This window comes from Hymenobacter nivis, assembly GCF_006439025.1.
GTDB lineage: Bacteria > Bacteroidota > Bacteroidia > Cytophagales > Hymenobacteraceae > Hymenobacter > Hymenobacter nivis_A.
In genome coordinates this window covers 93,210-105,245 of the sequence record NZ_RCYZ01000004.1, presented here as the reverse complement: position 1 = coordinate 105,245, position 12,036 = coordinate 93,210, and the positions used below count along the sequence as shown (strand labels likewise).

The following is a 12,036-nucleotide window of genomic DNA, read 5'->3' as shown; positions in this document are numbered from 1 at the left end:
ATGGCGCAAAAAGCGGTCGGCTTGCTGCGCAGGCCGTAGCTTCGCGCCTGTTACCCACCCCTTACTCCTTCCTCACCGCACATGGCAGAATCTGCTGAACTCACCCTCGACGGTAAATCCATCTCCCTCCCCATCATCGAGGGCACCGAGCACGAAAAGGCTTTTGACATTGGCAAGCTGCGCGACCAGACCGGCTACGTCACCTACGACCCTGGCTACAAGAACACCGGGGCCACCAAAAGCGCCATCACGTTTCTCGACGGCGAGGAAGGCATTCTGCGCTACCGGGGCTACCCCATCGAGCAGTTGGCCGAAAAAGCCAGCTTCCTGGAAGTTGCTTACTTGCTGATTTATGGCTCGTTGCCGACGCAGGCCGAGTTCGATGCCTTTCGCCACGAGATTACCCAGCACTCGCTAGTACACGAAGACATTCGCAAGATCCTCGACGGCTTCCCGTCGTCGGCCCACCCCATGGGCATTCTGGCGTCCATCGTGTGCTCGCTCACCGCGTTTTACCCCAAGAGCATCTCGCCCGAGCTGAGCAAAGAGGAGCTTAACCTCAACATCGTGCGCCTCATCGCCAAGCTGCCGACCATTGCCGCCTGGAGCTACAAGAATTCGGTGGGCCACCCCTACGTGTACCCCCGCAACGACCTCGACTACACCGCCAACTTCCTGTACATGATGTTCAGCTTCCCCACGGAGAAGTACGAAGTCAACCCGGTGGTGGTGAGCGCGTTGAACAAGCTGCTCATCCTGCACGCCGACCACGAGCAGAACTGCTCAACCAGCACCGTGCGCCTCGTGGGCTCGGCCAACGCCAGCCTCTACGGCTCGGTGTCGGCGGGCATCAACGCCCTGTGGGGCCCCCTGCACGGCGGCGCCAACCAGGAAGTGATTGAGATGCTGGAGGCCATTGAGAAAGACGGCGGCGACACCAGCAAGTTCATTAACAAGGCCAAGGACAAAGAGGATTCGTTCCGCCTGATGGGCTTCGGCCACCGGGTGTACAAAAACTTCGACCCGCGCGCCAAAATTATCAAAAAGGCCGCCGACGAGGTGCTGCAAGCCCTGGGCATGCAGAACAGCCCGCTGTTAAAAATCGCGCAGGAGCTGGAGCAAGCCGCCCTCACCGACCAGTACTTCGTGGACCGCAAGCTGTACCCGAACGTAGACTTTTACTCGGGCATCATCTACAAAGCTCTCGGCATCCCCACCGAAATGTTCACGGTGATGTTCGCCGTGGGCCGCCTCCCCGGCTGGATTGCCCAGTGGAAAGAGCTGCGCGAGAACAAAGAGCCCATCGGCCGCCCCCGCCAGATTTACGTGGGCGAGCTGGAGCGCGACTACACCGCCATCGGCGAGCGCGCCTAGCCTGCGCATTGCGCTTGCAAAAAGCCGTAGCCGGCTTGCCCCAGGGCAAGCCGGCTACGGCTTTTTTGGGGCCCCAGGGACCCACTCAGGCAATTTCGCGCTTGAGGGTGATGAGCAAGCTAGCAGTGCTGCCACCCGAAGTCAGGGCAACGGTCGATACCACCTCCCAGCCCTGCGACCCGAGCACGTTCAGGTGTTCTGTCAACTCCGGGGAATCAATGCCACTGAAGAAACTTCTGTTGACTTCCAGTAGGCGGTATTCAAATTTTTTCATGGGTTAAAACAGCGTTGTGCTGCGGCTGAGTGGCTGGTTGCAACAACTGCATCGCCGCCGGGGCCCCCGCATTACAGTTGGTGCGCCGTGAAGCTGCTACGCAGGTTATGGTAGGCCAGGGCCTGGGCGGGGCGCAAGATGCCGGCCAGGGCATTTTCGTAACGCTGCTGGGCGGCGGCCAGGGCCTGGTCGCGGGCGGCGGGGTCGGCCCCGCTCAGGCTGATGGTCAGGGCCTGGCGTTCGGCCAGCATGCGCAGGTGCAGGGCCCGGATGCGGATGTACTGAGCTTCGTCGAGGGGCACGCGGCCGGCCAGGGCCCGGGTCAGGCCGTTGGCCCGCGCCACGGTGGCGGCCGAGTACGCAGCCGGATCATCGGAGCCAGCCGGGGCCGCGGCGACGGGTTGGGCCCCTAGGCCGGCCACCAGGCAGAACGTAGCAAAAAAGTTGTACATGATAGGGAAAGAAAAAGGTGATGAAGAATTTTCGGTTGATGCCCCTTGCCAACCAGCAAAACCAGCGGCTTGGGTTCTCCAAACGTAATCCTATTTTTCATCCGGCCAAGGCAACGAATTTCTGCCCCACTTCTCACCTAGCTGTTACATAAATTAATTATAAATATCTGATTATTAATTAATTATTTCAAAATAAAAAATACGGCGTTTACGGCAGCATTTTTAAACAGCTTTTTATACCGACAAACCTTTCTTTGCGAAGTGCCAAAGTATTTTTACCTTCTTAAAGCCTTGCTTTAAGTAAAAACCAGCAATGGTTAAGGCGGAACGCCAGCAAGCCCAAGGCGCGAGGGCACCGCTGGGGCCCCTGCGGGTGCTGCCCTAGGGGCCCCAGCGGTGCCCACGCAGCTCAGCGGCCCGGACACGCGCTGCCCAAAAGGACGAAATTCTACCCATGCCGGGGCCATTCAGCTAGAGGATGCGCAGTTCGATGCGGCGGTTGAGGCGGCGACTGGCGTCGGTGTCGTTGGGGCCCAGCGCACGGGCGGCACCGTAGCCCTTGGCCCGCAGGCGGGCAGCTTGCACGCCGTGGGCCGTGAGGTAGGCCACCACGGCCTGCGCCCGGCGCTCGGAGAGCTGGAGGTTGGCCGCGTCGGTGCCCACGTTGTCGGTGTGGCCCGACACTTCAATTTGCACGTCCTGGTACTGGCGCATGAACTCGATGAGGCGGTTGAGCTCGGTGCGCGAGCGGGGCTCCAGCTGGTACTTATTGGTATCGAAGAACAAGTTATTCAGCACCACGCTGCGGCCGGCGCGCACGGGGTCGAGGTAAATGTCGAGCGTGAACGGGTCGAACTGCTGCTTGCCGGCGTAGTCGAAGCTCAAGCTTTTGAGCAGGTACTTGTCGGCGGCGGCGTACATAGCGTAGCGGTGGCCCTCGTTGAGCACGGCGGTGTATTCGCCGGTTTCGGGGTCGGAGGTTACGAACTGCGTCAGGGCGTCGGTATCTACGTCGTAGATTTTCACGTCGGCCCGCATCGGCCTCTTGGTGGTGGCGTCGAACACCCGGCCCTGGGCGTAGGTGCTGGTTTCCCGCGCTTTGGCCTCGGCCGGCACGTCGAACCCGAACAGCTGCACGCCCCGCTCGGGCGGCAGGCCCTTGGTTGGGCCAGGCTGCTCGTCGCCCATCTGCGTGCGCGAATAGAAGCCGCGCTGGTTGTCAGACGACACGAACAGCGAGGCCTCGTCCTCGAACGTGTTGAGCGGGTAGCCCAGGTTGGCTGGGGGCCCCCAGGTGCCAGCGGCGGCGGCCTCGCTGCGGAACACGTCGAGCCCGCCCATGCCCACCAGCCCGTCGGTGACGTAGTAGAGCGTCGTGCCGCTGGCGTGGATAAAGGGGGCCATGTCCTTGCCGGGGGTATTCACAGGGGCCCCCAGGTTTTTGGCGGGGGCCCAGGTACCGTCGGGCTGCAAGGTGGTCACGTAGAGGTCTTCCTGCCCCAGGCCGCCGCGGCGGGTGGAGGTAAAGTAGAGCATGCGCCCGTCGGCCGAGAGCGAAGGCTGCGAGTCCCACTCCGGCGAGTTCACGGCGGTGCCCAGGTTCAGGGGCGGGCTCCAGGTGTTGCCGGTGCGGCGCGAAATGTACAAGTCGCAGTTGCCCACGCTCTTGGGCCGGTCGCAGGAGGCAAACACCAGCGTTTTGCCGTCGCCCGAAATCGTGCCCGCGCCCTCGTTGTAGCTGGAGTTGATGGCCGGCGCAATGCTCACCGGCGCACTAAACGTGCCGTCGGCCGCCCGGCGGCTCACAAACAGGTCCTCGCCGCTGCTCACCATTGGCCGACCCGTGAAGAGTAAAAAGCGGTTGTCGGCCGTCAGCGTCGGGAAGTATTGGAACTTGAAACCGTTCAGCGGGGGCCCCAGGGGCGCGGGGGCGGGCCCCACGGGGTGCTTGATGGCGGCTTCGGCAAACTCGCAGGTGCGCAGGCCGCGCTCGGCTACGGCGCGGTGGCGGGCCACCTTGGGGCCCACCTTCAGCAGTTGGCGGTAGGCCACGCCGGCGGTAGCGTAGTCGCCGTATTGCAGGGCCAAGTCGCCCAGCAACAGGTACTGCGAAGCGCGGGCGGCATCGGGCGGCACCTTGGCCAGGCCCTCGCGGTAGGCCGCCAGGGCCCCGCGGGGGTCGCCCTGGGCCTTGAGCAGCGAGCCCTTCAGCAGCCAGCCTTCGCCCAACGACGGAAACTTCTGGGTGAGGGTGCCCAGCGTTTCCAGGGCCTTGCCAAACTCGCGGTCTTTGGCCTGGGCCTGGGCCTTTTCGTAGAGGCCGCGGGCCTTGGTATTGGTAATGACCGGAGGCGCAATGCCTTGAGCCTGTGCGGCTAGGGCCCCGCCCAGGGCCATTGCCAAAACCAACCCGCCGCGCAACGCGCAGCGGCGGGTTTTACGCCGTAAAGTACCCAATCCTCGCATAGCCCGAAAGCTACGGAATGTCGAGGTATTTATGCGTTTGCAACGATACTTGCCAGCGCGGGTGGGCCTTAACATAATCGATGAGGGCGGGCGTCATGCGGGCGGCGCGGCTCCATTCGGGCTGGAGGTAGAGGCGCGTGGTAGCGGGCACCAGGGCGGCGTGCTCCTCGGCCCAGGCAAAGTCGCTGTCATTGAAAACGATGATTTTCAGCTCGTCGGCGTGGGCCAGCACATCGGGCCGCGGGGCCTTGAACTTCTTGGGCGACACGCAGATCCAGTCCCAGCTGCCGCTGAGCGGGTGGGCCCCGGAGGTTTCAATCCAGGTCTGGAAGCCGGCTGCTTGCAGGGCCCCGGTAAGGGGCGCGCAGTCGTGCATCAGCGGCTCGCCGCCGGTGATGACCACGTTGCGGCCCGGAAACGCGGCGGCGGCGGCCACCAGGGCCCCCACGGCCTGGCGCGGGTGCGCGTCGGCGTCCCACGACTCCTTCACGTCGCACCACACGCAGCCCACATCGCACCCGCCGAGGCGAATGAAATAGGCCGCCCGCCCGGTGTTAAAGCCTTCACCTTGAATAGTATAAAACTGCTCCATCACCGGTAGCAGGGCCCCGGTGGTGGGTTGGTGAAGGATAGGCAAAGCGGCAAGCAAATCGGTAACAGCAGACATAAGCAAATAAAAAACGGGCGCGACTTGCGTCAACGCCCGAGGCGCAACCGGGGGTTCCGGCCACTCAAATTTACGAACCGTAGCTTGGACTTCGTAGTCCGAGCTACTACGCCTTTGGGTACACGGCGCCGGTAGCGGCGCGCAGCGTGTTCAGCAGCAGCATGGCGATGGTCATGGGGCCCACGCCGCCGGGCACGGGCGTGATGCGCGAGGCCAGCGGGGCTACTTCGGCAAAGTTCACGTCGCCTTTTAGGGTGAAGCCGCTCTTCTTGTTGGCGTCCGTCACGCGGGTGGTGCCCACGTCAATCACCACCGCGCCGGGCTTCACCATGTCGGCCGTCACGAACTCGGGCCGGCCGATGGCGGCCACGATAATGTCGGCCTGGCGCACAATCTCGCGCAGGTTCTTGGTGCGCGAGTGACATAAAGTAACAGTACAGTTAGCGGTATCCAAGTTTTTAGCTAGCAGTATGCTAACTGGTGTTCCCACGATGTTGCTGCGGCCGATAACCACGCAGTGCTGGCCGCTGGTTTTGATGCCCTGGCGGGCCATTAGCTCCACAATGCCGGAGGGCGTGGCAGGCAGCAGCGCGGGCAGGCCGGCCACCATGCGGCCCAGGTTCATGGGGTGGAAGCCATCCACATCCTTTTCGGGGCGGATGGCTTCGATGACCTTTTCGGCGTCGATGTGCTTGGGCAACGGCAGCTGCACGATGAAGCCGTCGATGGCCGGGTCGTCGTTCAGGGCCCCCACCTGGGCCAGCAGGTCGGCCTCGGTGATGTCGTCCTCGAAACGCAGCAGGGTGCTGTCGTAGCCCACCCGCTCGCAGGCCAGCACCTTGTTGCGCACGTAGGTTTCGGAGCCGCCGTCGTGGCCCACGAGGATGGCGGCCAGGTGCGGCGGGCGCTGGCCGGTGGCCGTCAGCTTTACCACCGCGGCGGCAATTTCAACTTTTATGTCCTCGGCGGTTTGCTTGCCGTCGATGAGGTGGGGGGGAACGTTTTCGAGGTTTGGCATGAACCAAAATTTGGTGAAAAGAACTCGTGGGCAGCGGCTTAGCGCATGGCAATGCCCGCTTGGGTAAGCCGCTGGTAAATGCCGGCCAGCAGCTCGCTTTTCAGGGCCTGCTCCTGGCGGATGTTGTTGATCCAGAACAGGGCCTTGAGGTCGTAGCCGGTGACGGTGACGTTGTTGAGCAGGATCTCGGGGGCGACCTTGTGCAGTGTGTTGGGGTTTTTGAGGATTTCCTCGCTGATGATCTGGCGCGCCTCATCGAGGTCGATGTCGGGGCCCAAGTTGAGCGCCAGCTCGGTGCGGATGTGGTTGTTGCTCAGCGTCCAGTTGATGACGTGGTTGGAGAGCAGGTCGCCGTTGGGCAGGATAATTTCGGAGCCGGCCTGCGAAATGAGCTTACTGGCCCGGATGCCGATGTCCTTTACACGGCCCGTCTGGCCCTTCACCTCGATGTAGTCGCCCACCTGGAACGGACGTTCGAAGATGAGGATGACGCCCGACACCAAGTTGTTGATGATGTTTTGCAGGCCCAGGCCGATGCCCACGCCCAGGGCCCCCAGCACGATGGCAATCTTATCGACGGGCAGGCCCGAAGCCAGCGTGGCGATGAACAGCCCCACCGCCAGGATGCCCAGCCGGATGGCCACCATCCAGGAGCCCTTGCGGTCGGTTTCGACGCTGAACTCGTCGTCGGTTTCGCCAAAAAAGTAGCCCACGTACTTCTGCAGCTGCACCGTGAGCAGCACCACGCCAAAGAACAACAGCACGTTGCCCAGCGTGAAGGTGGTGCTGCCGAGCTGGTGCGGGGCCGTGAGCGTGCGCTCGATGAGGCGGTAGAAGAGGTTGTAAAGGTTCAGGTTGGCGGTGAACAGCATTAGCCAGAGCACGCCTACCACCGCCGTCAGGGCCTTGCGCAGGGCGCTTTCCATTTTGCCGAAGCTAAAGCGCGTGCCCAGCCCGCCCGCCTGCCGGCTGCGCTGCACCTGCAGGAAAAATGCCTCCGTGACTACTCGCACGAAGGCCGACAGCGCCACGCCCTGCGTGAGGCCCACCAAGGCCGCCGCAGTGAACATCTTAGCCAAGCTGACCCGGCCGAAGGCGTTGGCCAGCACCGCCAGCACGTTCAGGCCCACGAACAGCAGCGCTACCGGCCGCACAAAGCCCGCCAGCAGCTTGCGGCTTTGCAGGTAGCGCCAGAAGAAATAGCCCAGGGTCCCGGCGCCCGCGTTCAGCAGCAGCGTGGCCCAGCGCATCCCCAGCCCGGGGGCCCGCACGGCGTAGGCCACGTTCAGGGCCACGAAGGCCACCACGATGCCGGCCCAGTACCAGAACAGCGGCCGCGGCCAGCTGCGCCAGCCCAGCACTGTGAGCGTGACGACCAGCAGCAGCTGCAGCAGGTCGGTGTAAGCCGCGGGCGGCTGCAAGTCAAAGAATGGGGCCAGGCTGAACACCACCAGCAGCGCCGCAGCGCCTGGAATTGGCCGCAGGTAGTGCAGCCGGTGCTCGGGCGGCGCCGGTATCACCGTGGCATTAGCGGCGGCGCCCCCCCCCGCCGGGCGCACGGCCACCGCGCCGGGCGTAGCCGTGGCCGCGTCGGCCACGGGCAGGAAATCGGCGGTAGCAGCGGCCGTAGCGGTGGCGGGCGCGACCGGGGCGGTGGGCGCTACTGGTGCAGTGGGTGCGACCGATGCAGCCGGCGCGTTGGCCGCTGGGGCCCCGGCGGCGTTGCGGCGCAGGGCCCTAAAATTGCGGAATACCCACCCAAAAAAGCTCACCGCCAGCACCACCATCCACACCCAATAGTCCCAGTGCTCGGTGAAGTAGTAGCCCAGCAGGCCGCGCTGGGCCTGGTACGACTTGCGCGCCAGGGCAGCCGCCTGGTCGTCGGCGGCCACGATGCGGCCCGGGCGCCACAGCGGCGGCAGCTCGGCCTGGCTGTTGCGGCGGTTGAAGCGGCCCATTTGCTCGCGCACCACGTCTTGCAGCTCCAGCACCTGGATGTAGCCCTCCGACACCCGCGTTTGCAGGCCCGTAACGGACTGGCGGCGGCGGGCCAGCAGCTGGCGGGCGCGGTCTTCTTTGCTTGCCAAGCGTGCCAGGGCCCGGCCGATGGCCGTAGCCACGGGCGGCCGGTCGGCAGGCGGCGGCAGCTGGTCCCCCAGCGTGTCGAGCCGGGCTTGCTGGGCGGCCAGCTCTTTGCCGCCCGTGTTCAGGGCCGTGCGCCAGTCGCCCAGCCGCGTCTGCATGTCGGCCAGCAGCACGCGGTACATCTGCAACTGCTTCACGTCCACCACGTCGCCGTACTGGTCAAGGTTTTCCCGGATCGTTTCGAGGTTATCCTCCACCGTGGGCAAGTCCTCGCTCAGGTCCTGAGTGTCGGAGTTGCGGCGCGCCGTGCCGTTGATGCGGCTGAGCACGAAGTAGGCCCGCTCGATGCGCCGGGCCAGCGAATCGGGCAAAATGGGCGCAACTGGTCGGGCTTTCTGAACGGCAGCTTTGGGCTTGGCGGGGGCGGCTTGCAGGGCCCCCACGGGGCTCAGCAGCAATAGGCAAAAAAGCAGGTTAAAAAGTAAATAGCGCATTAAATAGTAAGGCGTATGAATAGAAATAAATAGCTGGCCGTTGAGGCGTCCGATAAGTTAACAGTCTTTTCTACAGAATATTTCAACAAAAAACGCGGCCCCTTCCGGAGCCGCGTTTCACTAAATCAGTCAATTTTAAGCACCGCCAGAAATGCTTCTTGCGGGATTTCCACAGAACCCACGGTGCGCATCCGTTTCTTGCCCTCCTTTTGCTTTTCGAGCAGCTTGCGCTTGCGGCTGATGTCGCCGCCGTAGCACTTGGCAATCACGTTTTTGCGCAGCGCCTTGATGGTTTCACGGGCGATGATTTTCTGCCCGATGCTGGCCTGGATGGCGATGTCGAACATCTGGCGGGGTAGTAGCTCGCGCAACTTCTCGCAGAGGCGGCGGCCCCACTCGTAGCTTTTCGAGCGGTGCACGATGGCCGAAAGGGCGTCCACCTTCTCGCCGTTCAGCATCACGTCCAGCTTCACCATGTCCGATTCGCGGAAGCCAATCAGCTCGTAGTCCAGCGAAGCGTAGCCGCGGCTGATGGACTTGAGCTTGTCGAAAAAGTCGAACACGATTTCTGACAGCGGCAGCTCGAAGCTCATCTCCACCCGCTCGCTCGTCAGGTACGACTGGCCCTTGATGATGCCACGCTTCTCCATGCACAGCGTGATGATGCCCCCCACGTACTCCGAAGCGGTGATAATCTGCGCCTTGATGTAGGGCTCCTCGATGTGTTTGATGAGGTTCGGCTCCGGCATTTCGGAGGGCGCGTTGATGGTCAGCAGCTGGTCCTTAGTGCCGGTGGCGTGGAACTGCACACTCGGCACCGTGGTGATGACCGTCATGTTGAACTCGCGCTCCAGGCGCTCCTGCACGATTTCCATGTGCAGCATGCCCAAAAAGCCGCAGCGGAAGCCGAAGCCTAGCGCCACCGACGTTTCGGGCTCCCACACCAGCGAGGCGTCGTTGAGCTGGAGCTTCTCCATGCTGCTGCGCAGCTCCTCATACTCGGTAGTATCCACCGGGTAAATGCCGGCGAATACCATCGGCTTCACGTCGGCGAAGCCCTGGATGGCGTCGGGCGTGGGGTTGTGCACGTGCGTGATGGTGTCGCCCACCTTCACCTCGCGCGCCTCCTTGATGCCCGAGATGAGGTAACCCACGTTGCCGGCGCTCATCTCCTGGCGCGGCTCCTGGTTGAGGCCAAGGATGCCGATTTCGTCGGCGCCGTACTCCTTGCCCGTGGCCATAAAGCGCAGCTTGTCGCCCTTCTTCATCACCCCGTTCTTGATGCGGAACAGCACCTCGATGCCGCGGTACGAGTTGAATACCGAGTCGAAAATCAGCGCTTGCAGCGGGGCCCCCGGGTCGCCCTTGGGGGCCGGCACGCGCTCCACAATGGCGTTCAGGATGGCCTCGATGCCAATGCCGGCCTTGCCCGAAGCGTGGATAATGTCCTCCGGCTGGCAGCCAATCAGGTCCACAATCTCGTCGGTCACCTCCTCCGGCATGGCGTGCGGCAGGTCAATTTTGTTGAGTACCGGAATGATTTCCAGGTCGGCCCCGATGGCGAGGTAGAGGTTGGAAATCGTTTGGGCCTCAATGCCCTGCGAGGCATCCACGATCAGCAGGGCCCCTTCGCAGGCGGCAATGCTGCGGCTCACTTCGTAGCTAAAATCGACGTGGCCGGGTGTGTCGATCAGGTTCAGCGTGTAAATCTCCCCTTTGTAGGGAAACTGCATCTGGATGGCGTGGCTCTTGATGGTGATGCCCCGTTCGCGCTCCAGGTCCATGTTGTCGAGCAGCTGGGCCTGCATGTCGCGCTTGGCCACGGTGCTCGTGAACTCCAGGAGCCGGTCGGCCAGCGTGCTTTTGCCGTGGTCGATGTGGGCGATGATGCAGAAATTACGGATATTCTTCAACGGAGGGCGGTTTTTTCAGAAGAACGAAGGTACGGCGAAAGCAGTGCCAATTGGCCAGCGGCGCGGACTTTGGCAACGCCAAACTTCGGGGGCCACCGGCGCAACGACCAGCGCCTTGGGGCCCCAGGGGTTCCGGGCGGCGGCCCGTGCGGTGGCCGGGCCGCCGGCGAAACGCCGGTGGCCCGGCCTTTTCCGGGGCCCTGTTTGCCCCTTAGGCCACCAACTGGTTGCAGCCGCGCACATCCGAATTGTCCATGCGGCCCAGCACCTCAAACGAGCCGTCGGGGTGCTGCACGGCTAAATCTTTGGTTTCGATGAAGGCACACGAGTCGATGTTGGCCAGGTCGATAACGTTGATAGCTCCATCGGGTCGGCGCTCGGCCACGTCGAACGGGTCGGCGGGGTCACGCAGCAGCACGCGCAGCGGCGGCGGCGCGTGGAAGCGCCCGTCGCCCAGCGAGTAGGCCTGGCTGAGCAGCTCCGTCATGCCGTACTCGGAGTGGATGCCGGCGGGCCCAAAGGCCGTTTGCAGTTCTTGGTGCAGCTCCTCGCGGATGAGCTCGCGGCGGCGGCCCTTCATGCCCCCAGTTTCGAGCACCGTGAGGCCTTGCAGTTCGGGCGCGGGACCGGCCTCGGCGGCCAGATCCAGCAGAGCGTAGCTCACGCCGATGAGCAGCACGCGGCGGCCGGGTGCCCGCTGGGCCTCGGCCAGGGCCCGGCGCAGGGCCCCGTGGTCGTGCAGAAAAAACGCGGGCTGCGCCTGACCCGAGCGCCGGGCAAAGTCGTCCACCATCGCCACCAGCGACGACTGCCCCTGCTCCAGGTACGAGGGCAGCAGGGCCAGGAACGTCCAGCCCGGGAGGGGCCCGTAGAACTGCTCGAAGATGCGGGCGGCGTTGTCGCGGTACAGCTGCGGGTCGCGCAGCAGGTGGCGGCTGCGCTGCTGGCGGGTGGTGCCGCTGCTCAGGAATTCCTCCTGGGGGCCCCACTCGTCGGGCTCGGTGCGCACGTCGTGGGTTTTGAAGAACTCGATGGGCAGGAATGGGATGTCGGCCAGGGCCCCCACGGCGGCGGGGGCGCGGCCCAACTGGCGCAGGTAGGCGGCGTAGGGCGGGCAGTGGGCAGCTTGGTGGCGGAACAGGGCCAGGGCCGCCGCCTCGAAGGTGGCGGCTGATACGGCGGGCAGCTGGCGCAGGAACTCGGCGCGGAAACTCATTGGCAGGCGAAGGGGTTAGCAGGGCACAACAAAACCGCGGCGGCTTCGTTGCGAAAAACGTACATTCGGGTCACTTT

Annotated in this window: 9 protein-coding genes; 1 reads left to right on the top strand and 8 read right to left on the bottom strand. The window is 63.8% G+C overall.

Translation table 11 applies throughout. The features are described from left to right. The first annotated feature begins 81 nt into the window (after window positions 1-81). Window positions 82-1,374 (top strand): citrate synthase, encoded by a 1,293-nt coding sequence (locus EAH73_RS10735; protein ID WP_140466503.1) that lies wholly within the window; start codon window positions 82-84, stop codon window positions 1,372-1,374. 85 nt (window positions 1,375-1,459) lie between these two features. Here the strand turns inward: EAH73_RS10735 and EAH73_RS10730 are convergent, their stop codons facing one another. The 8 genes from EAH73_RS10730 to EAH73_RS10695 all read right to left on the bottom strand — a co-directional run bounded on the left by EAH73_RS10730 (window position 1,460) and on the right by EAH73_RS10695 (window position 11,959). After that, complete coding sequence (locus tag EAH73_RS10730) at window positions 1,460-1,648, bottom strand: DUF4177 domain-containing protein (protein ID WP_140466502.1); 189 nt, start codon at window positions 1,646-1,648, stop codon at window positions 1,460-1,462. 71 nt (window positions 1,649-1,719) lie between these two features. After that, window positions 1,720-2,100: a hypothetical protein gene (locus tag EAH73_RS10725; RefSeq protein ID WP_140466501.1), complete on the bottom strand. Its 381-nt coding sequence runs from the start codon at window positions 2,098-2,100 to the stop codon at window positions 1,720-1,722. A gap of 471 nt (window positions 2,101-2,571) precedes the next feature. Then, window positions 2,572-4,497: an OmpA family protein gene (locus EAH73_RS10720; RefSeq protein WP_140466500.1), complete on the bottom strand. Its 1,926-nt coding sequence runs from the start codon at window positions 4,495-4,497 to the stop codon at window positions 2,572-2,574. Between the two features lie 79 nt (window positions 4,498-4,576). Next, window positions 4,577-5,233 (bottom strand): 7-carboxy-7-deazaguanine synthase QueE, encoded by a 657-nt coding sequence (locus tag EAH73_RS10715; RefSeq protein WP_140466499.1) that lies wholly within the window; start codon window positions 5,231-5,233, stop codon window positions 4,577-4,579. Window positions 5,234-5,339: 106 nt separating this feature from the next. Further along, window positions 5,340-6,251 (bottom strand): bifunctional 5,10-methylenetetrahydrofolate dehydrogenase/5,10-methenyltetrahydrofolate cyclohydrolase, encoded by a 912-nt coding sequence (locus EAH73_RS10710; protein WP_140466498.1) that lies wholly within the window; start codon window positions 6,249-6,251, stop codon window positions 5,340-5,342. A 38-nt stretch (window positions 6,252-6,289) separates the two neighbouring features. Continuing rightward, window positions 6,290-8,830, bottom strand: a complete 2,541-nt coding sequence (locus EAH73_RS10705) for a mechanosensitive ion channel family protein (protein ID WP_140466497.1) — start codon at window positions 8,828-8,830, stop codon at window positions 6,290-6,292. Between the two features lie 125 nt (window positions 8,831-8,955). Beyond that, window positions 8,956-10,743, bottom strand: coding sequence for a translation elongation factor 4 (gene lepA / locus EAH73_RS10700; protein WP_140466496.1), 1,788 nt, complete (start codon window positions 10,741-10,743; stop codon window positions 8,956-8,958). A gap of 211 nt (window positions 10,744-10,954) precedes the next feature. After that, window positions 10,955-11,959 carry an acyl transferase gene (locus EAH73_RS10695; RefSeq protein WP_140466495.1) on the bottom strand — a complete coding sequence of 335 codons (1,005 nt, stop codon included), beginning with the start codon at window positions 11,957-11,959 and terminating at the stop codon, window positions 10,955-10,957. Between the last annotated feature and the right edge of the window lie 77 nt (window positions 11,960-12,036).